Source organism: Pantoea sp. C1E2, assembly GCF_056491465.1.
In genome coordinates, this window is sequence record NZ_JBSZHT010000002.1 from 992,109 (window position 1) to 1,018,953 (window position 26,845).

The window sequence follows — 26,845 nt, forward strand, 5'->3', positions numbered from 1 at the left end:
AGGCGTTCGTCACCTGTCAAAAAAGCCCCAGCTGCCCAGTAATGAGTGTAGCAAAGTCATCGCCGACGAAGGGTAAAATGCCATCTGCCACCGGTTGTAACTGTTTGGTGACGTAGTGATCGTAGTCGAGCGGCGTGGTGCGCGCTTCCAGGGGTTCCGGGCCAGCGGTCGCCATCACATAGCGGATGGATCCGCCATTTTGATGCTGTAACGGGCGCTGCAATTTCCGATTTTGCTCATCAGCGAGGCGCGCGGCACGCACATGCGGCGGCACGTTTTTTTCATAATCTTTTAACGGGCGGCGCAGGCGCTTTTTATAGACCAGCAGTTCATCCAGTTCGCCCGCCAGCAGTTTCGCCACGGTTTCGCGGATGTAATCCTGCCAAGGTTCGCCACGGAAAATACGGCCATACAGATTTTGCTGGAACTGTTGCGCCAGCGGCGTCCAGTCGGTGCGCACCGATTCGAGGCCTTTAAATACCAGGCGTTCAGCGCCGTCCTTACGAATCATCCCGGCGTAGCGCTTTTTACTGCCTTGCTCGGCACCGCGAATTGTCGGCATCAGGAAGCGACTGAAATGGGTTTCGTACTCCAGCTCCAGTGCACTTTCCAGCCCGTAAGTCTGTTGCAGATGCTGCTGCCACCACGCGTTGACCTGTTGGGCCAGACGATGACCAATGGCTGCAGCTTCCGTCTCGCTATGTGCGCCCTTCAGCCAGACAAAGGTCGAGTCGGTGTCGCCATAAATTACATCAAACCCTTCGGCCTCAACCAGTTCGCGAGTTTGCTGCATGATGGCGTGGCCGCGCAGGGTAATAGAGGACGCAAGGCGCGGATCAAAGAAGCGGCAGGCGCTGGTGCCCAGCACGCCGTAAAAGGCATTCATGATGATTTTCAGCGCCTGAGACAACGGCTTGTTATTCTCGCGCTTGGCGGCTTCACGCCCTTGCCAGATTTGTTCGACTATCGCCGGTAAGCAGTGGGTCTGGCGCGAAAAGCGTGCCTCACGGAAGCCGGGCACGGAATCGGCGTCATCAGGATGGGCCAATCCTTCTACCAGGCCAACCGGATCGATCAGGAAGGTGCGGATAATCGAGGGATAAAGGCTTTTGTAATCCAGCACCAGCACCGAATCATACAGGCCGGGGCGTGAGTCCATCACATAACCGCCTGGGCTGGCTTCGGGTGCCACTTCGCCGAGGTTGGGTGCCACAAATCCTGCACGGTGCATGCGCGGAATATAAAGATGACCAAACGCCGCTACCGAACCGCCGTGACGATCGACCGCCAGGCCATTCACCGTGGCGCGTTCCAGCAAAAACGGCATGATGGCGGTGTGCTGAAAGATGCGCGTCACCAGCTCGCAATCTTTCAGGTTGTACTTCGCCAGCGCCGGTTTGTCATGGGCAAAACGCCAGTTGATCTCTTCCATGCGCTGCCACGGGTTGTCGATGTATTTTCCTTCGCCGAGTAGCTGACGCGACACCGCCTCAAGACTAAAAGAGGGAAAGTCCCAGAAAGCGGACTTCAGTGCTTCAATGCCATCGATCACCAGACGACCAGTGGCTTGTGCGAAGAATACGCCCGGTTTAAAGCCATGCTCACGCCACTCCAGCGCCTGATTCTGGCGGCCTAAGCGCAGCGGAATGCCGTAACGATCGGCGTGTTTCTGCAGGACGCGAAGATCGAACTGCACCACGCTCCAGCCGATGATCACGTCAGGATCGTGGCGAGCGAACCAGGCATTGAGTTGCTCCAGCAACTGCGGGCGGCTATCCACATAGATGAGATCGAAATCCAGCGCACTGGCATCGCCATTGGGCGGACCCAGCATGTAAACCTGGCGCTGGCCGCAGCCTTCCAGCCCGATGCAATACAGCTCACCGTGTTCTGTGGTTTCAACATCCAGCGAAACCCATTTCAGCTGCGGACGGTAATCTGGATGGGGTTTCAAACGTGCATTGACCACGCTATCGCCGCGCACCTCGCCGCTGAACCACACCGGCGCAGTGATAAAACGCTCCATCAAATAGCGCTCTGGCGGGCGGATATCGGCTTCATACACCGCGATGCCATTCTCTCGCAGGCGCTTTTCCAGGTTTTGCAGCTGGCGATTGCTGCGGCAATAGAGACCAAACACTGGACGACGACGGAAATCTTTCAGTTCCAGTGATTGCACTCGAGTATGCCGCTCGTCACGGATCAGCGTTTCGGTTTGCTGGCGGAATTCTTCTGGAATGAAAGCCACAGACTCTTGCGCCGGTAGTACCAGCCGCTGCGGGCCCTCATCAGTCGCCAGCCAGAGCACCACTTCGCTGCCGGTTGGGGTATCTCGCCAGTGGCGGGTAAGCAGAAAACCTGCGCGCGGTTCGGTCACGGGAACTCCGGGAAATGAATTGCCTGAAGTATATCATGGATGTTTATACAGTGCCTGCGCGTGGCGATATTGTCAGCACTCTGTCAACATCGTTCTACAATTCTTGCCTTGACGGGTTGGCGCTGGCTCCGGACAATCCAGCCTCTATATTCCGCAGAGGATAGTTATGGAAGCCTGGATTCAACATCTGTTTTCGCAATCGCTGGAGTACGCGCTGATGGCCGTGGCGCTGGTGACCTTCCTTGAGTCGCTGGCGTTCGTGGGATTGCTGTTGCCAGGTACCGTATTGATGGCCAGCCTCGGGGCGCTGGTGGGCAGTGGGCAGATTGGTCTTTATCCTGCCTGGGCGGCGGGTTTTGCCGGTTGCCTGATAGGTGACTGGGTCTCGTATGGCATCGGCTGGAAGTTTCAGGGGCCGTTGCACCGCTGGAAATATCTGAAAAAGTATCAGGGCCTGCTGGATAAAACCGAGCACGCGCTGCATGAACACAGCATGTTTACGATTTTGGTGGGGCGTTTCGTCGGACCGACGCGTCCGTTGATTCCACTGGCAGCGGGCATGCTGGAGTTGCCGGTGCGCAAGTTCCTGCCGCCCAATCTGATCGGCTGTATTCTCTGGCCGCCGGCTTATCTGATGCCGGGCATCCTTGCCGGTGTGGCGATTGATGTGCCACAGGCCGCGCAAGGCGGCAATTTTAAGTGGCTACTGTTGCTGGTGGCGTTACTGGTGTGGATGGGCTTTTGGCTGATGTGGCGCTGGTGGCGCAGTGGCAAAACAACTGACTGGGCGACGAAATATCTGCCGCAGGCGCGCTTACGCTGGTTGGCTCCGCTGGCGGCGGCTATCGGCGTGGCGGCATTTATCGCCATTCAGTATCACCCGATGATGCCCATCTTCCGCCATCTGTTGTGGAAGGTGTTCTTCGCTTAAGGCTTTTTCACGCCAAGGATGGCAGCCGCTTCACTCTCTCCACTGATCAAGCTCCCCGTGCTGCCATCCCAGTAAATCCGACCATCGACCACCACCAGACTGCGCGGCGCAATTTGCTGAGCATCTTCCAGGCTGTGCGACACCATCAGTAGCGTGATATTGCGGCTTTCGCACACCGAACGCACCAGTTGCAGCATCTCCCCACGTAGCGCCGGATCGAGCGCAGAGAAGGGCTCATCCAACAGCAGGATTGGCTGATCGCGCAGCAGGCAGCGCGCCAGGGCCACGCGCTGGCGTTGACCGCCGGAAAGCTCGCCTGGCAAGCGATTCAGCATTTCGGCTAATCCGGTTTGTTCAGCGATGGCGGCCAGCTGTTGCTGCTGTTCCCGCGTCAGTTTCAGGCCCGGATGCAAACCCAATCCCATATTTTGCTGCGCCGTGAGATGCGGGAACAGATTGTTCTCCTGAAACAGCATCGACACCGGCCGCGCCGACGGCACGCTGCGCGTATGATCGACGCCATTCATCATCAGGGTTCCCTGGCTCACCGGCAGAAATCCGCCGATCAGGCTGAGCAAGGTGCTTTTCCCCGCGCCGCTTGGGCCGAGGATCGCCAGACGCTCACCTGCCTGGACCTCAAAACGGAAGCGCATTGGCAGATGCTGGTAAAGGTAGGTGAGATTATTCAGTGTCAGCATGGCGACCCGGCAGTTTTTCCATCAGGGTAAAAAGTAACAGGCAAAGTAATAACAGTAGCAGTGCGGTAACGGCACCGTCTGCGCCGCGATAAGCGCCAATCTGCTGGAACAGATAGAACGGCAGCGTGCGGAAATCGGCGCTACCAAACAGGGCCACCACGCCGAAATCGCCAATCGACAGTACGCAGGCAAACGCCAGCGCCTGTGCGATGGGACGCTTTAGCGCTCGCAGTTCTATCAGTTTCAGGCGGTTAATTCCCGTAATGCCCAGCGAAGCACAGAGCTGGTTGTAACGGGCGCTGATATCGCGCATCGGGTTTTCCAGCACTTTCATCGCATAGGGGATGGCAATCAGCGCATTGGTGAAGATCACTAAGCCATCGGCACGCTGCGGCAGACCGAGGGTGGCGTTGAACAGCAGGAAAAATCCGCTGGCCAGCACGATGCCGGGCATCGCCAGAATCAGCATGCCGCTCAGTTCCATCGCCTGTGCCGCCACGTTGCGCTGACGCTGACGCAGCTCACGACTGCTCCACAGCAACATCATCGTCAGCAGCACGCACAGCAATCCGGCGCCGATGGCGATGCGCAGTGAGGTGAAGGTTGCTTGCCATAATGCGGATTGCTGAAGTGCACCCGTGATGCCACCGCGCAGGCCATCGACTACCACCGCGGCGAGCGGCGGCAGCAACAGCATCAGCGCACAGATAATCAACAGCGTGTCGCCGAGTCGGGCGTGCCAGGAATCCTGCGGATCACGCCAGCCACGAATATTTTGGCTGCCAGTGGGAATGGCTTTACTGAAGCGTTGGCTGAGCAGCACCAGCAGCAAACAGCATCCGAGCTGCAACAGTGCCAGCAATGCTGCACGGCTGGGATCGTAATCAAAACTCAGCGCCTGGTAGATGGCCAGTTCCAGCGTGGTGGCGCGCGGTCCACCGCCCAGAGCCAGCACCGTGGCGAAGCTGGCGAAGCACAGCATAAAGATCAGTGCTGCGGTGGGCAGAATCTGGCGTCGCAGCCAGGGCCATTCGACTAAACGAAACAGGTTCCAGCCGCGCAGACCCAGCTGGGCGGCTAGCTGGCGCTGTTCCCCGGGAATGCTTTCCAGCGCCTGCAGCAGCATGCGAGTGGCGAGGGGCAGGTTAAAGAAGACGTGCGCCAGTAAAATGCCCTGCAAGCCATAGGGCGAGAAGGTGTAATCAATACCAAGCAGGTTACAGAGTTGCGCCAGCCAGCCACTGCGACCATAGACGCTGAGCAAGCCAAACACCGCCACTAAAACTGGCAATACCAGCGTCATGGCGCAAAGACGCAGCAACAGCGTACGTCCCGGAAAGCGGCGACGATACAGCGCACGCGCCAGCAGAATCGACGGCAGCACCGAGAGCAGTGCAGACAACATTGCCTGCTCAAACGAGAAGGCCAGCACGTGGTGGAGGTAACTGTCTGACAGCAGGGCGCGCCAGTCAGTGACCGGCGCCACCACCACTAAGGCACCAAACGCCAGCAGTGCCACTGCGCACAATAGCAGCGCAACGACACTTCCAGGAATTAACCAGGCTGGCATTAACGGCTAACAGCTTGCTGCCAGGTGCGAATCCAGTCAGCGCGATGATCGGCCACTTCGGCTGAGCTGTATTGCAGTGCATTCGCCGGCACGGTGAGTGACTGATAACCCGCAGGCAAATCGCTTTTGATTACCGGATACATCCAGTTGCCGGTTGGAATGGTCTGCTGGAAGGCAGGCGACACCATGAATTGCATAAACTGCTGTGCGAGCTTGGGCTGCTTGCTGCTGGCGAGCTGTGCGGCCACTTCCACCTGCAGGTAGTGACCTTCACTGAACGGCGCAGCGGCGTAGTTGTCTTTCTTCTCTTCAATGATGTGATAAGCCGGAGAGGTGGTGTAACTCAGCACCAGATCGCCTTCGCCTTTCAGGAACAGGCCATAGGCTTCGCTCCAGCCTTTCGTTACGGTGACGGTCTTCTGCGCCAGCTTCTGCCAGGCGCCAGGCGCTTTCTCGCCATACACTTTCTGCATCCACAGCAGCAGGCCGAGCCCCGGCGTGCTGGTGCGTGGATCTTCATAAATTACACGCCACTTTTCCGGGCTTTCGACCAGTTCTTTCAGGCTTTTCGGTGGGTTCTTCAGCTTATTTTTATCGTAGACGAAGGCGAAGTAGCCGTAATCGAACGGAACGAAGGTGTCGTTATGCCAGTCATCGGGCAGTTGCAATTTACTGGTGTCGACTGCACTTTTCGCAAATAGGCCGGTTTTCTCGGCGGCTTGCACCAGGTTGTTATCAAGGCCCAGCACCACATCGGCTTTGCTGTTCTTGCCTTCCATACGCACGCGGTTGAGCAATGACACACCATCTTCCAGCGCCACATACTTCAGTTCGCAGCCGCACTCGGCTTCAAAGGCTTTTTTGACGGCGGGACCCGGGCCCCACTCTGCAGAGAAAGAGTCATAGGTGTAAACGGTCAGGACAGGTTTAGCGGCGAAAACCGGAGCGGAGACCAACAGCAATACGGGCAGAACTTTGTTTAACACTTTGCGCTCCTTGAGGAGAAAATAAAGTTGAGTCGCAAAGGATCTGAGTTAGCGGGCATCTCAAATCCCTACGCCGGTATGAGCCGGATCAGGTTCGACGGGTTTATCTCAGCCCAAAACGCAGGGCACCCCGTTGAGAACGGTCTATTTTAGACACTTCTGTGACAGTGCGAAAGCATCACAACTCAGGAGGCGCAAACCAGGCCGATTTGAAGTCAAACCAACCCAGCGTATTGAGCCGCACGCCACGCATGCTGCGCTGGCCTTCCAGCAGTAACCAGTGATGGAAAAGCGGATGAACAAAGTCGCTGTTGACCAACTGCTTGCTCCATTCGGCTAGCGGCAAGGTTTTCTGTCGCCATTGCTGGGCATCGGCGTGCCAGTCAATCGGCACGCAGTGGTGCATTAGCGGCAGCTCGTAGAGCTGGGCAAACAGTGCGTATTCGAGCGGGAGAGTGAAGTTCACACTGCCGAGCCAGATATCACTTTCTCCTGCACCTTCAAACCACTCTTCGTAGCTCAACTCGCGCGTGATCAGTTCGACACCCTGTTCGGCCAGCTGTGGGCGCAGGGCGTTGGCAATCCCTTCATGCTCAACATGATGGCTGTACCAGCTGATAGTCAGTTGGGTTAATCCATCAGGCTTTTCAGCTGGAGTGAGATCGCGGCGATGGTGCCAGCGCGGTAAGAATCCGTATGCCGGGAACCAGTAGCGCTGATAGCCGACGCCCGCATGATTAAGCAGGGCAATCGGATTGAACAGATAGCTCACCCAGCGGCGAAAATTTGGCTCCTTGCCGCGCTCAGAGCGCTGGTCGAACAGCAGGAAATAGCAGCCTTCTTCCAGACGACTCTCTTCGGATTTCTCATCGGCGGTCTCGCCCTGCAGCTTTACGCCCGCGTACACCAGCTCATCACTGATTTCCGGCAGCACCCAAATCGACACATCATCAATCAGCGCTCGATAGCCAAAATAGTCATCAAAGGCGGCGATTTTCAGCTGCGTCTGCTGGTTGCGTACCACGCTGTACGGACCGGTGCCGATGGGCTGACGGGCAAAATGTCGCAGCGTCGGCCATTCGCGCGGCAGGATCATCGCGCTGACGCTGGCCAGCAGCCAAGGCAGCCAGCTATCGGGCTGCGTCAGATGAATATCCAGCGTCCAGGGTGCAGGAGAGTGAAGTTTGTCGATATGCGAGAACAGCGGCTGACTACGTACGCGATCCAGCGAGGCGATAACATCTTCCATCTCCAGTTCACGTCCGTGGTGGAAGCGAATCGCGGGGCGTAAAAAGAAGCGCCAGTGGAGTGGGGAGGTTTGCTGCCAGTGATGGGCGATATCCGCTTCGATTTCCCCCTTTTCCTCATTTATCCGCGTCAGGCCGTTAAAGATTTGTCGCGCCAGATGAGTTTCAGAACGGCGCAAGGGGGAACCGGGCAACAGATTCGGCAGCGGGCGGTAATAGAGCACGCGCAGGATGTGCTTGCCCTGACGGAAACTGCGCCCGAGGTGGGCAGCGATCATCTGGCGAACCTGATCCTTATCGCCAACCAGTTGTACCAGCTGCTCGATGCGATCCTGATCCAGCAAGTCCTCGGCGCGCTGCTGCTGGAGTGCCAGGCCGGTGTAATTGAAGCTCAGGGCCGAACGTTTGCCACGTCCGGCTTCCGCCTGCCAAATCAGCCAGCCTGCATCCTGCATGGCATTCAACAGATTGCGCATATGGCGTCGTGAACAGTGCAGTCGTTCGGCCAGCTCGCTTAATGTGGTTTCCTGATCCAGCCCCTGGCAGCTTTGCCACAGGCGGATGAACTGCTGTTGCAGTCGCGCAGAGGACATAAAAGGGGAACTCCTTCTCAGAATCGCTCAGTTTTTCCTGCCCCATATTAGAGGCATACTGCCAGGCAATGGAAGAGCGGGAGGCATTCAGCAATGAATGGCGCTCTGCCAGCGGTTCCGCCGACGTGGAGCCTTTTCTGAGTAGGGTGCATTTCACCGCCAGCAGCGTTTTCTCTGCTGGCTTTTTTCGTTTTGCTGTGAAATCTTCTACCCTCTTTGTCTTAGCCCCATTTCTCCGCAAAGGGATTTCTGCATGAAATCGCTGTTAACGCGCCAGCGTCGTATTAATCCGGTTTATCTCTCTTTTATGGCCGTGTCGTTTATGACCGGTGTCGCTGGTGCGTTGCAGGCACCCACGCTCAGTCTGTTTTTGACACGCGAAGTGCAGGTGCGACCATTTTGGGTCGGCCTGTTCTTTACTATCAACGCCATCGCCGGGATTGTGATCAGTTTGCTGATGGCAAAGCGTTCGGACAATCGTGGCGATCGTCGCAATTTGATCCTGTTTTGCTGCCTGATGGCGGTGCTCAATGCGCTGCTATTCGCCTTTAATCGTCATTACCTGACGTTGATTAGCGTGGGCGTCTTGCTGTCGGCGCTGGCCAGCGTGGCGATACCGCAGATCTTTGCGTTGGCGCGAGAGTATGCCGATCAGTCGGCGCGTGAAGTGGTGATGTTCAGCTCGGTGATGCGTGCACAGCTGTCGCTGGCGTGGGTGATTGGCCCGCCGCTGTCTTTCGCTTTAGCGCTTAACTATGGCTTCGTGACGCTTTTCTGCGTGGCGGCGGCGATTTTCCTGCTCAGTATGCTGCTGATTTGGCGCACTCTGCCATCGGTGCCGCGCGTGGCTGCGACGCCAGAACAAGTGCTGACCCAACTGAGCCCGTGGAAAGACAGCCAGGTGCGAATGCTGTTTATCGCCTCGGTGGTGATGTGGGCGTGCAACACCATGTATATCATCGATATGCCGCTGTATATCAGCTCCACGCTGGGGCTGCCGGAAAAGCTGGCGGGCTTATTGATGGGGACGGCGGCAGGGCTGGAGATCCCAATCATGCTGCTGGCTGGCCATTACGCTAAGCGTTTCGGTAAACGTAAGTTGGTGCTGTTAGCGCTGGTTGCCGCGATTCTGTTCTATCTTGGACTGGTCATGTTCCAGTCGCGCACGGCATTGATGGTGCTGCAGCTGTTTAATGCGGCCTTTATCGGTATCGTCGCGGGGATTGGCATGTTGTGGTTCCAGGATTTGATGCCGGGACGTGCGGGCGCGGCGACCACCATGTTTACCACCTCGATCTCGACCGGATTGATTATTGCGGGATTGATACAGGGCACGCTGAGCGAGCGCTTCGGGCATGAGTCCGTTTACTGGCTGGCACTGGTGATGGCGGTGGTGGCGCTTGGGTTGGCGTCGCGAGTACGTGATGCCAGATAAACAAAAAGTCGCCAGCAAAGGCGACTTTCGGGACATCCAGTGCGTCTCAATTCGGTGCGCTCAAACGCACCGAATAAGGTATTAACGCAGGAACGCTGGCTGAGTGGTCTCGTAGTTGGAGATGGACGCTTCGTGTTGCAGCGTCAAACCAATGCTGTCGAGGCCGTTGATCATGCAGTGACGACGGAAGGTGTCGATTTCAAAGCTGTAAGACTTCTCACCGGCCGTCACCGTCTGCGCTTCCAGATCGACCGTAAAGGTCACACCCGGCTGCGCCGCCACCAGTTTGAACATCTCATCCACTTCTTCATCGCTCAACTTCACTGGCAGCAACTGGTTGTTGAAGCTGTTGCCATAGAAGATATCCGCGAAGCTTGGCGCAATCACCACGTGGAAACCGAAATCGGTCAGTGCCCATGGGGCGTGTTCACGCGAAGAACCGCAGCCAAAGTTTTCACGTGCCAGCAAGATGCTGGTGCCTTTGAACTCCGGTTTGTTCAGGACAAAACCTGGGGTAGGCACGGTGCCCGCATCATCTTCGAAACGCCAGTCGTGGAACAGGTGCGCGCCAAAACCGGTACGCGTCACTTTCTGCAAAAACTGTTTTGGAATGATGGCATCGGTGTCGACGTTCGCGGCGTCCAGTGGCGCCACAATCCCGGTGTGTTGAGTAAATTTGTTCGCCATGGCTTAAGCTCCCTGAGTCAATTCACGAATGTCGGCAAAACGACCGGTTACTGCCGCCGCTGCAGCCATCGCCGGGCTCACTAAGTGAGTGCGACCGCCACGGCCCTGACGACCTTCAAAGTTACGGTTACTGGTGGATGCGCAACGCTCGCCTGGGTTCAGACGGTCATTGTTCATCGCCAGGCACATGGAGCAGCCTGGCAAACGCCATTCAAAACCGGCTTCGAGGAAAATTTTATCCAGACCTTCCGCTTCCGCCTGGGCTTTAACCGGACCGGAGCCCGGCACCACCATGGCTACGACGCCTGGTGCGACTTTACGGCCTTTGGCGATAGCTGCGGCAGCACGCAAATCTTCAATACGTGAGTTGGTGCAGGAACCGATAAATACTTTGTCGATAGCGACATCAGTCAGTTTGATGCCCGGCTGCAGATCCATGTAAGCCAGCGCTTTCTCAGCAGAGGCACGCTCAACCGGATCGGCAAACGACTGTGGATTAGGGATTGCCTGATCCACCGCCATCACCTGACCTGGGTTGGTGCCCCAGGTCACTTGTGGCGCGATATCGGCCGCATTCAGGGTGACAGTGGTATCGAATTTGGCATCGCTGTCGGACTTCATCGTACGCCAGTAAGCGACGGCTTCATCCCACTGCTCGCCCTTCGGTGCGAACTGCTTGTCTTTCAGGTAAGCGAAAGTGGTGTCATCCGGCGCGACCAGGCCTGCTTTAGCGCCCATCTCAATCGCCATGTTACACAGCGTCATGCGGCCTTCCATGCTCAGCGCTTCAATCGCCGGGCCACAGAATTCGACGACGTGGCCGGTACCACCGGCGCTGCCGGTTTTACCAATAATCGCTAACACGATGTCTTTCGCGGTGATGCCGGTTGCGGCTTCGCCCAGCACTTCAATCTTCATGGTCTTAGCACGGCCCTGCTTCAGGGTCTGCGTGGCAAACACATGTTCAACTTCGGAGGTGCCGATACCGAATGCCAGCGAACCGAATGCGCCGTGGGTCGCGGTGTGGGAATCGCCGCAGACGATGGTCATGCCTGGCAGCGTCATCCCTTGTTCGGGCCCAATTACGTGCACGATGCCCTGGAACGGGTGATTCAGGTCATACAGCTGAATGCCGAACTCAGCACAGTTCTTAATCAGCTCTTGCATCTGAATACGCGCCATCTCACCCGACGCGTTAATGTCTTTGGTCTGGGTGGAAACGTTGTGGTCCATGGTGGCAAACGTCTTCGACGGCTGACGCACTTTACGGCCGTGCGCGCGCAGGCCATCGAAGGCCTGCGGTGACGTCACTTCATGGATCAGATGGCGATCGATGTACAGTAACGGGGTTTCGTTTGGTGCTTCGTGGACGACATGTGCATCAAATAACTTCTGGTATAAGCTTTTCATTTTATTATTTTTCCTCAGCGATGAAACCGGCAATGATGCTGCCCATTTCATCTGTACTCACGGCTGGGCCGTCGCCGGCCAAATCGCGGGTGCGGTGGCCCGCTTCCAGCGCGCGGCTGACCGCACGCTCGATACTGTCCGCTGCATCACCTGCATTCAGGCTAAAGCGCAACAGCAGAGACAACGAGAGAATCTGGGCAATCGGGTTAGCAATATTCTGACCGGCGATATCCGGCGCTGAACCGCCCGCTGGCTCATACAGACCGAAGCCTTCTTCGTTCATGCTGGCAGAAGGCAGCATGCCCATTGAACCGGTGATCATCGCGCATTCGTCTGACAGGATGTCACCGAACAGGTTAGAACAGAGCAGCACATCAAACTGTGATGGATCTTTAATCAACTGCATGGTGGCGTTATCGATGTACATGTGGCTCAGCTCTACATCCGGGTAATCTTTTGCCACTTCGTTAACGATTTCGCGCCACATCACTGAGGTCGCCAGCACGTTAGCTTTATCCACTGACGTCACTTTGTTACGACGCTTGCGTGCGGCTTCAAAGGCGTTGCGTGCAATGCGTTCGATCTCGAAACGGTGATACACCTCGGTATCAAATGCACGCTCATGTGGACCGCTACCTTCGCGACCTTTCGGCTGACCAAAGTAGATGCCGCCAGTTAATTCACGCACGCACAGGATGTCGAAACCACGTGCGGCGATGTCGCTGCGCAGTGGGCAAAACGCTTCCAGACCTTTATATAAAGAGGCAGGACGCAGGTTGCTGAACAGTTTGAAGTGCTTACGCAGTGGCAACAGTGCGCCACGCTCTGGCTGACCCGCTGGTGGCAGGTGTTCCCATTTTGGACCACCGACTGAGCCGAACAGAATCGCATCGGCCTGCTCTGCACCGGCAACGGTAGCAGGCGGCAGCGGTTCACCGTGACGATCGATGGCGATACCACCAACATCATATTCGCTGGTGGTGATACGCATGTCGAAGCGCGCGCGAATTGCATCGAGAACCTTGATAGCCTGCGCCATCACTTCCGGGCCGATTCCGTCGCCTGGCATTACCGCAATATGATAAGACTGAGTCATAGTTACACCGTTTCCTTCTGATCTTTAAATTTACGCTGCAATTCTTTTTCTACCTGTTTGGCGCGCCAGATGTTGTTCAAGGCGTTCACCATCGCCTTGGCAGAAGATTCGACGATATCGGTCGCCAGGCCCACGCCGTGGAATTTACGACCGTTGTAGTTCACCACGATATCTACCTGACCCAGCGCATTCTCGCCGTGGCCTTTGGCGGTCAACTTGTAGTTCACCAGTTCGGCTTCAAAGCCGGTGATGCGGTTGATGGCCTGATAAACGGCATCAACCGGACCGTTACCGGTCGCGGCATCGGCTTTGGTCTCTTCGCCACAGCCCAACTGCACAGAAGCGGTCGCGGTGACGCTGGAACCGGTCTGCACGTTGAATTCGTTCAGCTGGAAGTACTCTGGTTCTTCATTCTGCTTGTTGATGAACGCCAGCGCTTCCAAATCGTAATCAAATACCTGACCTTTCTTATCAGCCAGCTTCAGGAAGGCATCGTACAAAGCATCGACGTTGTAGTCCGACTCTTTGTAACCCATTTCTTCCATGCGATGTTTCACCGCAGCACGGCCTGAACGTGAAGTCAGGTTCAACTGAATTTTGTGTAAGCCGATAGATTCAGGGGTCAGGATTTCGTAATTTTCGCGGTTCTTCAACACACCATCCTGATGGATGCCGGAAGAGTGAGCGAAGGCGCCCGTACCAACAATTGCTTTGTTGGCTGGAATCGGCATGTTGCAAATCTGGCTGACCAACTGACTGGTACGGTAGATTTCCTGATGATGGATATTGGTGTGCAGGTTCATGATCTGCTGACGAGTTTTAATCGCCATGATCACTTCTTCCAACGCACAGTTACCCGCACGTTCACCCAAGCCATTGATGGTGCCTTCAACCTGACGTGCGCCGGCTAAGACCGCTGCGACCGCATTGCCGGTCGCCATGCCCAGATCATCGTGGGTATGAACAGACAAAATCGCTTTATCGATGTTCGGTACGCGTTCGCGTAACTGGCTAAAGATACTGGCGTACTCGTGCGGCAAGTTGTAGCCAACCGTATCCGGAATGTTGATGGTGGTCGCGCCGGCGTTGATCGCGGCTTCAACTACGCGGCACAGATCGTCGATCGGTGTACGGCCGCCGTCTTCACAAGAGAACTCAACGTCGTCGGTGTAATTGCGGGCGCGTTTGATGGAGGCCACTGCACGGTCAATGACATCTGGCAAGGTACTGCGCAATTTGGTGGCGATATGCATTGGCGAAGTGGCGAGGAACGTATGAATACGGAACGCTTCAGCGACGCGCAATGCCTCGTAGGCGGCATCAATGTCTTTATCAACGCAGCGAGCCAGAGCGGCAACGCGGCTGTTTTTCACCGAGCGTGCGATGGTCTGCACCGATTCGAAATCCCCCGGCGAAGAGATAGGGAAACCGACTTCCATTACATCCACGCCCATACGCTCCAGCGCCAGGGCGATCTGCAGTTTTTCTTTAACACTCAGGCTGGCCTGTAATGCCTGCTCGCCGTCGCGCAGAGTGGTATCGAAAATAATAACTTGCTGGCTCATGGTCATCTTCCTTTTGCTTTAACTCAACTTCGCCGGTGTAACGAGCATAAAAAAACCCGCGCATCGGCGCGGGTTTTTTAAACTTCTTCAGGTTCGAATCAGTGATTGATTCCACCCACAAGTCTACCGCGCAAATTGAATGCGTTTAGTAGTAGACCGAGTAGGCGGAAAGAATGAAACATGAATCAAACCTCGTAAATTCGTGATGCACATATTGATACTGGGATTGCTGCGGGAAGTCAACCCTAAGTGAAAGGGTATTTCTATTGCCGGTCAAGGGCGATCTGCTGCGAATATCCCGCTATACAGAGCTTTGGCATTAATTAGCAGCATGCATAACGACTTAAACAGTCTAAAAAAATTTTTATAAAACTGAATTAATTTTAAGATATTGAATTTAATGGTTTTAACTGTCATTGGTCTGTAATCCTAAAAACAGGATTTGGCGGGTTGCTTAGCACAATGCCATGCGGGAAGCGGGTTTTGAAGTTAATCACGCCAGAAAGTAATATTCATGAAAAATTGTGGGCTAACCGGCCAGGCAATATGAAAATCATATTTCTTAGAACACGCTGCAAATAATCAGTTAACCAGCATTTTCATCTGTGGTTGTGGGATGGCATTAGTTTAATCCTCGCGAGCGATTATCACGTGTCAGTGCCTTTTGTGCCGAAATAAGTCTGCCGCAGCCTCCTGTCGTTTGCAGGCCGGGTTTTCTGCGGTTATGGTAATCGACCTACTCTTAAAAGAATCAACTCAAGTAGATTCCCTGTACCTGGAAGGCAGAAATGAATTCTGCCATCTGAGCATAAACATAAGGTTTTGATCTTAACTGGCGAATACGGGGCTGGGTACCAGTGGCGCAGGGACAATGCGCGTCACGGAATCCGGTTCCTCAAGCCTGGAGGCAGAAAATGGAGATGTTGTCAGGAGCCGAAATGGTCGTCCGTTCGTTAATCGATCAGGGCGTTAAGCAGGTATTCGGCTATCCGGGCGGAGCGGTGCTCGACATTTACGATGCGCTGCAAACGGTCGGTGGTATTGACCACGTATTAGTGCGTCACGAGCAAGGCGCAGTGCATATGGCGGATGGTCTGGCGCGCGCGACCGGCGAAGTCGGCGTGGTGCTGGTCACTTCAGGTCCAGGCGCAACCAATGCCATTACCGGTATTGCGACGGCCTATATGGATTCGATTCCGATGGTGATTCTGTCGGGTCAGGTGCCGTCTTCACTGATCGGCTACGATGCGTTCCAGGAGTGCGACATGGTCGGGATTTCCCGTCCAGTGGTGAAACACAGCTTCCTGGTGAAAAACGCTGAAGAGATCCCAACCGTGCTGAAAAAAGCCTTCTGGCTGGCAGCAAGCGGCCGCCCAGGCCCGGTGGTGATCGACCTGCCAAAAGATATTCTTAACCCAGCAAACAAACTGCCGTACGTCTACCCTGAGACGGTCAGCATGCGCTCATATAATCCGACGATTCAGGGACATAAAGGCCAGATTAAGCGCGCATTACAAACGTTGCTGGCTGCTCACAAACCGGTGATTTATGCCGGTGGAGGCGCCATTATGTCGGGCTGTGAAGCGGAACTGCTCCAGTTAGCGGAACAGCTGAATATTCCGGTCACCATGTCGCTGATGGGCCTGGGCGTATTCCCTGGCACGCATCGCCAGAGCGTCGGCATGCTGGGAATGCACGGTACTTACGAAGCCAACATGACCATGCACAATGCTGATTTGATTTTCGGTATTGGCGTGCGCTTTGATGATCGTACCACCAACAACCTGGCGAAATACTGCCCGAACGCCACCATCATGCATATCGATGTCGATCCGACCTCGATTTCCAAAACCGTCAGCGCCGATATCCCGATTGTTGGTGATGCGAAGCAGACGCTGTCGCAGATGTTGGAATTGCTGGCGCAAAGCGATGCCAAACAAGAGCTGGATAGCCTGCGCGACTGGTGGCAGACCATTGATGGTTGGCGTAGTCGTAAGTGCCTTGAGTTTGATCGCACCAGCGACAAAATCAAACCACAGGCGGTTATCGAAACCATTTGCCGTCTGACCAAAGGCGAAGCTTACGTCACCTCTGACGTCGGTCAGCATCAGATGTTCGCCGCGCTCTATTATCAATTCGATAAGCCGCGCCGCTGGATCAACTCCGGTGGCCTCGGCACCATGGGATTTGGCTTACCGGCCGCGCTGGGTGTGAAAATGGCGCTGCCAGACGAGACCGTGATTTGCGTGACCGGTGACGGCAGCATCCAGATGAACATCCAGGAACTGTCGACTGCGCTGCAGTACGATTTACCGGTGCTGGTGCTGAACCTCAATAACGGTTTCCTCGGTATGGTGAAGCAGTGGCAGGACATGATTTATTCCGGCCGCCATTCGCAATCCTACATGCAATCTCTGCCTGACTTCGTGCGTTTAGCCGAAGCCTACGGACACGTGGGTATTTCCATCGCGCATCCGGCTGAGCTGGAAGAGAAGCTGCAGCTGGCACTGGATACTCTGGCAAAAGGGCGTCTGGTGTTTGTTGATGTGAATATTGACGGCAGCGAACACGTTTATCCGATGCAGATTCGCGGTGGTTCTATGGATGAGATGTGGCTGAGCAAAACGGAGAGGACTTAATTATGCGTCGTGTGTTATCGGTACTGCTGGAAAATGAATCCGGCGCATTGTCTCGCGTGGTGGGTTTGTTCTCACAGCGCGGCTACAACATCGAAAGCCTGACCGTTGCGCCAACCGACGATCCCACGCTGTCACGTATGACCATTCAGACGGTCGGTGACCAAAAAGTGCTGGAACAGATTGAGAAGCAACTGCACAAGCTGGTGGACGTGTTACGTGTCAGCGAGTTGGGGCAGGGTGCCTACGTTGAACGTGAAATCATGCTGGTGAAAATCCAGGCAAGCGGTTACGGCCGTGAAGAAGTGAAGCGCAGCGCGGAGATCTTCCGTGGTCAGATTATTGATGTGACGCCAACGCTGTACACGGTTCAGCTGGCAGGCACCAGCGATAAGCTCGACGCCTTCCTTAACACGGTGCGCGATGTCGCTGAGATCGTTGAGGTTGCGCGATCAGGCATTGTCGGTGTATCGCGCGGCGATCGAGTGATGCGTTAATCCCGCAAAGTTATCATCCAGCTTCAAAGCTAACCCGGCGTAATGCCGGGTTTTTTTTATTTAATGCGCTTGTGAGAGCTGCCCAATAAAAGCGGTTGCTCAGCGTAGTGTTCTGCGGTTAGATGTTACAAATGTTTTATCCATAGCTACTCTGCGGACATTTGCCCAGCCCTGGCTTATCAGAATTAAGGTGTCATCGTGAAACTGGATGAAATTGCGCGCCTGGCGGGCGTGTCGCGCACCACGGCCAGCTACGTTATCAATGGCAAAGCGCGGCAGTATCGTGTCAGCGACAAAACCGTCGAAAAAGTGATGGCGGTGGTGCGTGAACATAATTATCACCCCAATGCGGTTGCTGCGGGCCTGCGTGCCGGGCGTACGCGTTCTATTGGCCTGGTGATCCCGGATCTGGAGAACACCAGTTACACGCGCATTGCCAATTATCTGGAGCGTCAGGCGCGTCAACGTGGCTATCAGCTGCTGATTGCCTGCTCGGAAGATCAACCTGACAATGAAATGCGCTGCATTGAACATCTGCTGCAACGTCAGGTGGATGCGATCATCGTTTCAACCTCGCTGCCACCCGAGCACCCGTTTTATCAGCGCTGGATCAACGATCCGCTGCCGATTATCGCGCTGGACCGCGCGCTGGATCGTGAACACTTCACCAGTGTTGTCGGTGCCGATCAGGACGATGCGCATGCGCTGGCAGCTGAATTGCGTCAGCTTCCGGTGAAAAACGTGCTGTTCCTTGGTGCGCTGCCCGAGCTTTCAGTGAGTTTCCTGCGCGAAATGGGCTTCCGTGATGCGTGGAAAGATGATGAACGTTCGGTAGATTACCTCTACTGCAACAGTTTTGATCGTGCTGCGGCTGCCACATTGTTCGAGAAATACCTCGAAGACCATCCGATGCCGGATGCGCTGTTTACCACCTCATTCGGTCTGCTTCAGGGCGTGATGGACATTACCCTCAAGCGAGATGGGCGCCTGCCAACCGACCTTGCTATCGCTACATTTGGCGACCACGAATTACTGGACTTTTTAGAGTGCCCGGTTCTGGCGGTGGGGCAGCGTCATCGTGATGTGGCTGAGCGCGTGCTGGAATTAGTTTTGGCCTCGCTGGATGAACCGCGTAAACCGAAGCCGGGATTAACCCGTATTCGCCGCAATTTATTCCGCCGTGGCCAATTGAGCCGACGCGCTAAATGAAATCGCGGGCAGATCGCTGCCCGCACTTATTAAACATCCAGATATTTTTCTGCCATAGGACGGGGGTAAAAAAGCGTAAATTGTCATCGCTTTTCCTAACGAATTATTCGCGCTGGATTTTCTTATTTGTTTACATCTTCAGCAGTGACGCGTAGCAGAGCTGGCGCGATGGTGCTGGGCTTCCTTTCAGAAATCCCCTAAAATGCAGCCGCTGTCGCATATCCCGGGATAATTATCTTTTGCGATGAAAACGCTTTATTTTTCGCCATTTTTCAAATCGTGAAAATTTTTATTCCACTATTCATCAGGTTAATTTTTTATTTTGCCATTCATTTCCCTTAAATACCCTCCACTAAATAATTCTCACCCTTGTAAAGAGTGATATTCACTTGTCGTTGCGGCTTGACAAGGATTTCGTAGGCTCCGTAAACTCGTTTCGTGGTAAAAAGTGGGATAAAGTGGTGAAAACGGGTGATTGGGGGGTAGGACTGACATGTTCCGAGGAGCAACGTTAGTCAATCTCGACGGCAAAGGCCGATTGGCGGTACCAACACGCTATCGCGAATTGCTCGTCGCGGAGTCTCAGGGGCAAATGGTGTGCACCATTGACCTCCACCAACCATGCCTGTTGCTTTACACCCTGCCCGAATGGGAAATCATCGAGAAAAAACTGGCGCGCTTATCTAGCATGAATCCGATTGAGCGTCGCGTGCAGCGACTGCTGTTAGGACATGCCAGTGAATGCCAGATGGATAATGCAGGTCGCTTGTTGCTGGCGAATACGCTACGCCAACATGCGAGCCTTACTAAAGAAGTGATGCTGGTTGGACAGTTCAATAAGTTTGAGCTGTGGGATGAACAGACCTGGTATCAACAAGTCAAGGACGATATTGACGCAGAACAGTCGGCTCAGGAGCCTTTATCTGAGCGGTTGCAGGACTTGTCGCTATAGCTATGCAGGAAAATTTTAAACACACCACAGTGCTGCTGGATGAGGCGGTTAACGGCCTCAATATCAGGGAAGACGGCATTTACATTGACGGCACTTTTGGTCGCGGCGGTCACTCACGCCTGATCCTCTCCCAGCTTGGAGATAAGGGACAGTTGCTGGCGATTGACCGCGATCCGCAAGCCATCGCTGCCGCGGCTGAGATTCAGGATCCACGTTTTTCGATCGTGCACGGACCGTTTTCGGCGCTGGCAGAGTATGTCGAAGCGCGCGGTCTGACAGGCAAGATCGATGGCGTATTACTCGATCTTGGCGTGTCATCACCACAGCTGGATGACGCAGAGCGCGGTTTTTCGTTTATGCGTGATGGACCACTGGATATGCGCATGGACCCAACGCGGGGTCAATCTGCGGCAGAGTGGCTGATGAAGGCTGATGAAGCTGATATCGCTTTCGTCATCAAGACCTATGGCGAAGAGAAGTTTGGCAAACGTATTGCACGCGCCATCGTCGAGCGTAATCGTGAACAGCCAATGACGCGCACCAAAGAATTAGCCACCGTCATCGCTGCCGCGATGCCGGTGAAAGACAAATTTAAGCATCCGGCCACGCGTACTTTCCAGGCGATTCGTATCTGGATAAACAGCGAACTGGAAGAGATCGATACCGCGCTGAAAGGAGCGATGTCGGTACTGGCGCCTGGTGGTCGGTTATCGGTTATCAGCTTCCACTCACTGGAAGATCGGTTGGTAAAACGCTTTATGCGCGATCAGAGCCGAGGCCCGCAAGTTCCAGCGGGTATTCCAATGACCGAAAGCCAGCTCAAAGCGCTGGGCGGACGTGAGTTGAAAACCTTAGGCAAGCTGATTCCGGGTGAAGCCGAGGTGAACGAGAACCCACGCGCGCGCAGTTCGGTACTGCGTATTGCTGAAAGGACCGCGACATGATCGGCAACGAGCGACACAGCCTGCCCGGCGTCATCGGTGGTGACCTGCTGCGATTTGGCAAGATCCCGGTGTTGTTACTGATTGCAGTGCTCGTGTCCTCGGTGTTTGTGGTCACCACCACGCACAAAACGCGCCTGTTAACGGCGCAGCGTGAACAGTTGGTTTTAGAACGTGATGCACTCGATATCGAGTGGCGTAACCTGATTTTGGAAGAGAATGCGCTCGGCGATCATAGCCGGGTTGAGCGAATAGCAACCGATAAGCTACAGATGCAGCATGTTGATCCTTCACAGGAAAATATCGTGGTGCAGAGATAAATAAGGAATCGCAGACCTCAATGAGCGGCGCAGGCAAAACGCTGAAGTTAAAAAAACCGGAAGACAAGGCCAGCTTTATAAGCTGGCGTTTTGCGTTGCTGTGCGGCTGTATTTTACTGGCTTTGGGCGGATTGCTGTCACGCGTGGCGTGGTTGCAGGTCATTAGCCCGGATAAGCTGGTTAAAGAAGGGGATCTGCGTTCGCTGCGTGTGCAATCTGTTCCCACTGCACGTGGCATGATCAGCGATCGTGCTGGCCGTCCATTAGCCGTCAGCGTGCCAGTGAATGCCATCTGGGCCGATCCTAAAGAGCTGATGGAACACGGTGGTGTCTCATTGGACAGCCGCTGGAAAGCCCTCTCAGATGCCTTGTCGATCCCACTTGATCAACTCGCCGCGCGCGTGAACGCCAATCCCAAAGGGCGTTTTATCTATCTGGCGCGTCAGGTGAATCCGGCGATTGGCGAGTACGTGAAAAAACTCAAGCTACCAGGCATTTATCTGCGTGAAGAGTCGCGTCGTTACTATCCCGCCGGTCAGGTCACTGCGCACCTGATTGGCTTTACTAACATCGATGGCCAGGGCATTGAGGGCATCGAAAAGAGTTTTGACAAGTGGCTCACCGGCGCGCCAGGCGAACGTACAGTGCGTAAAGATCGCTTCGGTCGCGTGATTGAAGATATCTCCTCCGTAGATAGTCGCGCAGCGCACAACCTCACGCTGAGCATTGACGAGCGCCTGCAGGCGTTGGTTTACCGCGAACTGAATAATGCTGTGGCCTTCAACAAAGCCGAGTCGGGTACTGCTGTGTTGGTGGATGTGAACACCGGCGAAGTACTGGCGATGGCGAACAGCCCGGCTTATAACCCGAACAATCTCGCCAACACCCCGAAAGATGTGATGCGCAACCGTGCCATTACCGACATCTTCGAGCCGGGCTCCACCGTGAAACCGATGGTGGTGATGACCGCTCTGCAGCGTGGTGTGGTGAAAGAGAACAGCGTACTGAATACCGTGCCGTACCGTGTCAATGGTCATGAGATCAAGGACGTGGCGCGCTACAACGAATTGACCCTTACCGGGGTTTTACAGAAGTCGAGTAACGTCGGGGTTTCACGTTTGGCGTTAGCGATGCCCTCCTCAGCACTCGTAGATACTTACGCGCGCTTTGGGCTGGGTAAACCGACCAATTTGGGGCTGGTCGGGGAAAGTAGTGGCTTATACCCTCAAAAACAACGGTGGTCTGACATAGAGAGGGCCACCTTCTCTTTCGGCTACGGGCTAATGGTAACGCCGTTACAGTTAGCGCGAGTCTACGCAACCATTGGCAGCTATGGCATCAATCGCCCGCTGTCGATCACCAAAGTTGACCCGCCAGTGGCGGGTGAACGCGTTTTCCAGGAAGACCTGGTGAAAACGGTGATGCACATGATGGAAAGCGTTGCGTTGCCTGGTGGCGGTGGGGTTAAAGCTGCCATCAAGGGCTATCGCATCGCGATTAAAACCGGTACCGCTAAAAAGGTCGGGCCGGACGGACGCTACGTCAATAAATACATTGCTTACACGGCAGGCGTTGCACCTGCCAGTCGCCCTCGTTTTGCGCTGGTGGTGGTGATCAACGATCCTCAGGCCGGCAAATATTATGGTGGTGCGGTTTCTGCACCGGTGTTTGGCGCCATCATGGGCGGGGTATTACGTACCATGAACATCGAACCTGATGGGTTGCCAACAGTTGATAAAGACGAGTTGGTGAAGAACAGAAGTGAGGAATCAAGTGACCGATCGTAACCTGCGCGATTTACTGGCCCCGTGGGTGCCGGGTGCGCCGGCGCGTCCACTCCGTGACATGACACTGGATAGCCGCGCTGCGGCTGCTGGCGATTTGTTTATCGCCGTGGCGGGCCATCATGCTGATGGACGTCGTTTTATTCCGCAGGCTATTGCTCAGGGCGTGGCGGCAGTGATTGCCGAAGCCGAGGGTGAAGCCAGCGATGGAGATATCCGCGAGATGCACGGCGTCCCGGTTATCTATCTGGCGCAGTTGCAGCAGCGTCTCTCTGCACTGGCCGGGCACTTTTATCAGCAACCTGCTGAAAAGCTCAAATTAATCGGTGTTACTGGCACCAACGGGAAAACCACCACCACGCAACTGATGGCGCAGTGGGCCAATCTGCTCGGTGAAACAGGTGCCGTAATGGGCACAGTGGGCAATGGTTTGTACGGCCAACTGGTAGCGACCGAAAACACCACCGGTTCCGCGGTGGATGTACAACATGTACTGAATGATCTGGTTGAGCAGGGTGCCACGCTGGCCGCAATGGAAGTCTCTTCTCACGGCCTGGTGCAGCATCGCGTGGCGGCATTGCCTTTCGCGGCTGCCGTGTTCACCAACCTGAGCCGCGATCATCTCGATTATCACGGTGATATGCAGGGCTACGAAGCCGCCAAATGGCTGCTGTTCTCTGAACATCAGATTGGTGAAGCCATTATCAACGCCGATGACGACGTCGGACGCCGCTGGCTGGAAAAATTGCCGGATGCCGTTGCTGTCACCATGGCTGACAATCTGCAGCCTGGCTGTCGTGGACGCTGGCTAAAAGCTACTGCAGTGAATTATCACGATGGTGGCGCCCATGTTCAGTTCCAGTCGAGCTGGGGCGATGGCGAGTTTGATAGCCGCCTGATGGGCGCATTCAACGTCAGCAATCTGCTGCTGGCACTGGCCACCTTGCTGACGCTCGATTATCCGCTGGAGGCGCTGGTTTCAAGCGCGGCAGAGCTGCAACCGGTATGCGGTCGTATGGAAGTGTTCACGGCGCCAGATAAACCCACGGTGGTGGTGGATTATGCACACACTCCCGATGCGCTGGAAAAAGCGCTGGAAGCCGCGCGCCTGCACTGCAAAGGCAAGCTGTGGTGCGTGTTCGGCTGTGGTGGCGATCGTGATAAAGGCAAACGTCCGCTGATGGGCGCGATTGCCGAACAGTTCTCTGACATCGTGGTGATCACGGATGACAATCCGCGTAGCGAAGACCCAGCCGCGATTGTTAATGACATTCTGACTGGCTTGCTCGATCCCGGTCGCGCCCGTGTGGTCGCGGGACGTGCGCAAGCGGTCACTAACGCCGTGATGCAGGCCCATGCCGATGACATCGTGCTGGTGGCCGGTAAAGGCCATGAAGATTATCAAATCATTGGCAATCGTCGTCTTGATTACTCCGATCGCGACACCGTCGCCCGTTTGCTGGGGGTGATGGCATGATTCCGGTCTCGTTAAAAATACTGGCTGAAATCAGCGGCGGTCAGCTGCACGGCGCAGATTTAACGCTGAATGATGTCACCAGTGATACACGTAAAGTTGCCGACGGCAGCCTGTTTGTGGCACTGGTGGGTGAGCGTTTTGATGCGCATGACTTTGCCAGCGAGGCTATCGCTAACGGCGCCAAAGCGCTGCTGGTGAGTAAGCACTTGCCTTTAGATGTGCCGCAGGTGGTTGTAGCTGATACTCGCATTGCCTTTGGTCAGCTCGGCGCCTGGGTGCGCCAGCAGTCGAAGGCGCGCGTGGTCGCGCTGACCGGTTCATCCGGTAAAACCTCAGTCAAAGAGATGACGGCAGCGATTCTGCGTCAGTGCGGAGAAACGTTGTATACCGCTGGCAACCTGAACAACGACTTCGGCGTACCAATGACGCTACTGCGTCTGACCAAAGAGCATGATTACGCGGTGATTGAGCTGGGTGCTAACCATCAGGGCGAGATTGCTTACACCACCGATTTAGTGCGTCCCGAAACGGCGTTGGTGAACAATCTGGCTGCAGCGCATCTGGAAGGCTTTGGTTCACTGGCCGGTGTCGCGAAAGCCAAAGGCGAAATTTTTGGTGGGTTGCCAGTACACGGCACTGCCATCGTCAATGCGGATAGCAACGACCTCGCTAACTGGCAGTCGCAGTTTGTCGATAAGACCCTGTGGCGCTTCTCACCACAGCCGATGGCGGATGCAGAATTCCGCGCCAGCGAGATCGTGCTGCGCGCCGACGCCACGCTGTTTACCCTGCATACCCCGCGCGGAGACATCGCTGTGGCGCTGCCGCTGCCGGGTCGCCACAACATTGCTAACGCCTTAGCGGCGGCTGCGCTGGCACTCTCTGTTGATGCCCCGCTGAGCGCTATCCAAACCGGTTTGAAAACGCTGCAGCCCGTACCGGGGCGTCTGTTCCCGATTCGTCTGGCAGACAACCAACTGCTGCTGGATGACAGCTACAACGCCAACGTCGGTTCGATGACCGCGGCCGCACAGGTATTGGGCGACATGCCGGGCTTCCGTGTGATGGTGGTGGGCGATATGGCGGAGCTGGGTGATGAAGCCGAAGCTTGCCATCTGCAGGTGGGTGAAGCCGCCAAAGCAGCAGGAATTGATTGTGTTCTGAGTACCGGCACTTTGAGCCGGTTGATAGGTGAAAGCAGCGGCAAAGGCGAGCATTTCGCCACAAAAGCCGAGCTGACTGAACGTTTACGCGCATTGCTGTCCCAACATCAGGACATCACTATTTTGGTTAAAGGCTCACGTAGCGCCGCCATGGAGCAGGTCGTCGAGAGCTTACAGGAGAAAGGAACATGCTAGTCTGGCTGGCCGAACATTTGGTCGCACTTTATTCCGGCTTTAACGTCTTCTCATATTTGACGTTTCGCGCCATTGTCAGCCTGCTGACCGCTCTGTTCCTGTCACTCTGGATGGGCCCGCGCCTGATTGCCTGGCTGCAGAAATTGCAGATTGGCCAGGTGGTTCGTAACGATGGTCCTGAGTCGCACTTTAGTAAGCGCGGTACGCCAACCATGGGCGGCATCATGATCCTCACCTCCATCACCGTCTCGGTGCTGATGTGGGCGTATCCATCAAACCCTTATGTGTGGTGCGTGCTGGCGGTGCTGATTGGTTTTGGCATCATCGGTTTCGTCGACGACTACCGTAAAGTGGTGCGTAAAGACACTAAAGGCCTGATTGCCCGGTGGAAATACTTCTGGATGTCGGTGATCTCACTCGGCGTGGCCTTTGCACTCTATGCTGCGGGCAACGGCACACCGGCTACACAGCTGGTGGTGCCGTTCTTTAAAGACATTATGCCGCAGCTGGGTCTGTTTTATGTGCTGCTGGCTTACTTTGTGATTGTCGGCACCGGTAATGCGGTCAACCTCACCGATGGTCTGGATGGCCTGGCGATTATGCCAACCGTCTTCGTGGCAGCAGGCTTTGCGCTGGTGGCCTGGGCGACCGGTAACGTGAAGTTTGCTGAGTATCTGCATATTCCGTATTTGCGTCACGCGGGTGAGTTGGTGATTGTCTGCACCGCGATTGTCGGTGCCGGTCTCGGCTTCCTGTGGTTCAACACCTACCCGGCTCAGGTCTTTATGGGCGATGTGGGTTCGCTGGCACTGGGTGGCGCATTGGGCACCATCGCCGTGCTGCTTCGTCAGGAGTTTTTACTGGTGATCATGGGCGGTGTGTTTGTAGTTGAAACACTGTCGGTGATCCTGCAGGTGGGATCGTTCAAGCTACGCGGTCAACGCATTTTCCGCATGGCGCCGATTCACCACCACTATGAATTGAAAGGCTGGCCGGAGCCGCGCGTGATTGTGCGCTTCTGGATTATTTCACTGATGCTGGTGCTGATTGGCCTGGCAACGCTGAAGGTACGTTAA

Annotated in this window: 22 protein-coding genes and 1 riboswitch; of the genes, 12 read left to right on the plus strand and 10 right to left on the minus strand. The window is 55.3% G+C overall.

Annotated features, from left to right (window positions below):
• Positions 1 to 16 precede the first annotated feature (16 nt).
• On the minus strand, positions 17 to 2,377 hold the full coding sequence (gene polB, locus ACXI0A_RS04760) for a DNA polymerase II (RefSeq protein WP_476150125.1): 2,361 nt from the start codon (positions 2,375 to 2,377) through the stop codon (positions 17 to 19).
• Between the two features lie 166 nt (positions 2,378 to 2,543).
• Here polB and ACXI0A_RS04765 point away from each other — a divergent pair, with 166 nt between their 5' ends.
• Complete coding sequence (locus ACXI0A_RS04765; protein WP_166934030.1) at positions 2,544 to 3,308, plus strand: DedA family protein; 765 nt, start codon at positions 2,544 to 2,546, stop codon at positions 3,306 to 3,308.
• On the opposite strand, the gene thiQ is transcribed toward ACXI0A_RS04765, so the two are convergent.
• The 4 genes from thiQ to sgrR all read right to left on the minus strand — a co-directional run bounded on the left by thiQ (position 3,305) and on the right by sgrR (position 8,402).
• On the minus strand, positions 3,305 to 4,006 hold the full coding sequence (gene thiQ / locus ACXI0A_RS04770; protein WP_479485189.1) for a thiamine ABC transporter ATP-binding protein ThiQ: 702 nt from the start codon (positions 4,004 to 4,006) through the stop codon (positions 3,305 to 3,307). The genes ACXI0A_RS04765 and thiQ overlap by 4 nt on opposite strands.
• Positions 3,990 to 5,576, minus strand: coding sequence for a thiamine/thiamine pyrophosphate ABC transporter permease ThiP (gene thiP, locus ACXI0A_RS04775; RefSeq protein ID WP_476150120.1), 1,587 nt, complete (start codon positions 5,574 to 5,576; stop codon positions 3,990 to 3,992). The genes thiQ and thiP overlap by 17 nt, the downstream gene beginning before the upstream one ends.
• Positions 5,576 to 6,562, minus strand: coding sequence for a thiamine ABC transporter substrate binding subunit (gene thiB / locus ACXI0A_RS04780; RefSeq protein WP_476150119.1), 987 nt, complete (start codon positions 6,560 to 6,562; stop codon positions 5,576 to 5,578). The genes thiP and thiB overlap by 1 nt, the downstream gene beginning before the upstream one ends.
• A gap of 47 nt (positions 6,563 to 6,609) precedes the next feature.
• A riboswitch (TPP riboswitch) is annotated at positions 6,610 to 6,705 on the minus strand.
• Positions 6,706 to 6,740: 35 nt separating this feature from the next.
• Entirely contained in the window at positions 6,741 to 8,402 is a 1,662-nt protein-coding gene (gene sgrR, locus ACXI0A_RS04785; RefSeq protein ID WP_476150117.1) for an HTH-type transcriptional regulator SgrR, read from the minus strand.
• Between the two features lie 253 nt (positions 8,403 to 8,655).
• Between sgrR and ACXI0A_RS04790 the strand changes: the two genes are divergently transcribed.
• Complete coding sequence (locus tag ACXI0A_RS04790) at positions 8,656 to 9,837, plus strand: MFS transporter (protein WP_224932474.1); 1,182 nt, start codon at positions 8,656 to 8,658, stop codon at positions 9,835 to 9,837.
• Between the two features lie 81 nt (positions 9,838 to 9,918).
• Here ACXI0A_RS04790 and leuD read toward each other — a convergent pair whose 3' ends face one another.
• The 5 genes from leuD to leuL all read right to left on the minus strand — a co-directional run bounded on the left by leuD (position 9,919) and on the right by leuL (position 14,777).
• Positions 9,919 to 10,524 carry a 3-isopropylmalate dehydratase small subunit gene (gene leuD, locus ACXI0A_RS04795; protein ID WP_476150115.1) on the minus strand — a complete coding sequence of 202 codons (606 nt, stop codon included), beginning with the start codon at positions 10,522 to 10,524 and terminating at the stop codon, positions 9,919 to 9,921.
• A gap of 3 nt (positions 10,525 to 10,527) precedes the next feature.
• Positions 10,528 to 11,934 carry a 3-isopropylmalate dehydratase large subunit gene (leuC, locus tag ACXI0A_RS04800; RefSeq protein ID WP_224932476.1) on the minus strand — a complete coding sequence of 469 codons (1,407 nt, stop codon included), beginning with the start codon at positions 11,932 to 11,934 and terminating at the stop codon, positions 10,528 to 10,530.
• A gap of 4 nt (positions 11,935 to 11,938) precedes the next feature.
• Entirely contained in the window at positions 11,939 to 13,030 is a 1,092-nt protein-coding gene (leuB, locus tag ACXI0A_RS04805) for a 3-isopropylmalate dehydrogenase (protein WP_476150113.1), read from the minus strand.
• Between the two features lie 2 nt (positions 13,031 to 13,032).
• Entirely contained in the window at positions 13,033 to 14,595 is a 1,563-nt protein-coding gene (leuA, locus tag ACXI0A_RS04810) for a 2-isopropylmalate synthase (RefSeq protein ID WP_476150111.1), read from the minus strand.
• Between the two features lie 98 nt (positions 14,596 to 14,693).
• Positions 14,694 to 14,777 carry a leu operon leader peptide gene (gene leuL, locus ACXI0A_RS04815; protein WP_224932557.1) on the minus strand — a complete coding sequence of 28 codons (84 nt, stop codon included), beginning with the start codon at positions 14,775 to 14,777 and terminating at the stop codon, positions 14,694 to 14,696.
• A 732-nt stretch (positions 14,778 to 15,509) separates the two neighbouring features.
• On the opposite strand from leuL, the gene ilvI reads away from it, so the two are divergent.
• From ilvI to mraY, 10 genes are all read left to right on the plus strand, one after another.
• A complete protein-coding gene (gene ilvI, locus ACXI0A_RS04820) occupies positions 15,510 to 17,234 on the plus strand; it encodes an acetolactate synthase 3 large subunit (protein WP_224932479.1) in 1,725 nt (574 codons plus the stop codon).
• Between the two features lie 2 nt (positions 17,235 to 17,236).
• A complete protein-coding gene (gene ilvN, locus ACXI0A_RS04825; protein WP_224932480.1) occupies positions 17,237 to 17,728 on the plus strand; it encodes an acetolactate synthase small subunit in 492 nt (163 codons plus the stop codon).
• 198 nt (positions 17,729 to 17,926) lie between these two features.
• Positions 17,927 to 18,937 (plus strand): catabolite repressor/activator, encoded by a 1,011-nt coding sequence (gene cra, locus ACXI0A_RS04830; protein WP_224932481.1) that lies wholly within the window; start codon positions 17,927 to 17,929, stop codon positions 18,935 to 18,937.
• A 493-nt stretch (positions 18,938 to 19,430) separates the two neighbouring features.
• On the plus strand, positions 19,431 to 19,889 hold the full coding sequence (mraZ, locus tag ACXI0A_RS04835) for a division/cell wall cluster transcriptional repressor MraZ (RefSeq protein ID WP_034825993.1): 459 nt from the start codon (positions 19,431 to 19,433) through the stop codon (positions 19,887 to 19,889).
• 2 nt (positions 19,890 to 19,891) lie between these two features.
• On the plus strand, positions 19,892 to 20,833 hold the full coding sequence (rsmH, locus tag ACXI0A_RS04840) for a 16S rRNA (cytosine(1402)-N(4))-methyltransferase RsmH (protein WP_224932482.1): 942 nt from the start codon (positions 19,892 to 19,894) through the stop codon (positions 20,831 to 20,833).
• Positions 20,830 to 21,150, plus strand: coding sequence for a cell division protein FtsL (gene ftsL / locus ACXI0A_RS04845; RefSeq protein ID WP_224932483.1), 321 nt, complete (start codon positions 20,830 to 20,832; stop codon positions 21,148 to 21,150). The genes rsmH and ftsL overlap by 4 nt, the downstream gene beginning before the upstream one ends.
• 20 nt (positions 21,151 to 21,170) lie before the next feature.
• On the plus strand, positions 21,171 to 22,937 hold the full coding sequence (locus ACXI0A_RS04850; protein WP_224932484.1) for a peptidoglycan glycosyltransferase FtsI: 1,767 nt from the start codon (positions 21,171 to 21,173) through the stop codon (positions 22,935 to 22,937).
• The gene (gene murE, locus ACXI0A_RS04855; RefSeq protein WP_476150107.1) at positions 22,924 to 24,411 is read left to right on the plus strand and encodes a UDP-N-acetylmuramoyl-L-alanyl-D-glutamate--2,6-diaminopimelate ligase; all 1,488 of its coding nucleotides are present in this window, start codon (positions 22,924 to 22,926) and stop codon (positions 24,409 to 24,411) included. Before ACXI0A_RS04850 ends, murE begins: the two co-directional genes overlap by 14 nt.
• Positions 24,408 to 25,769, plus strand: coding sequence for a UDP-N-acetylmuramoyl-tripeptide--D-alanyl-D-alanine ligase (gene murF / locus ACXI0A_RS04860; RefSeq protein WP_476150106.1), 1,362 nt, complete (start codon positions 24,408 to 24,410; stop codon positions 25,767 to 25,769). Before murE ends, murF begins: the two co-directional genes overlap by 4 nt.
• Entirely contained in the window at positions 25,763 to 26,845 is a 1,083-nt protein-coding gene (gene mraY, locus ACXI0A_RS04865) for a phospho-N-acetylmuramoyl-pentapeptide-transferase (protein ID WP_224932487.1), read from the plus strand. Before murF ends, mraY begins: the two co-directional genes overlap by 7 nt.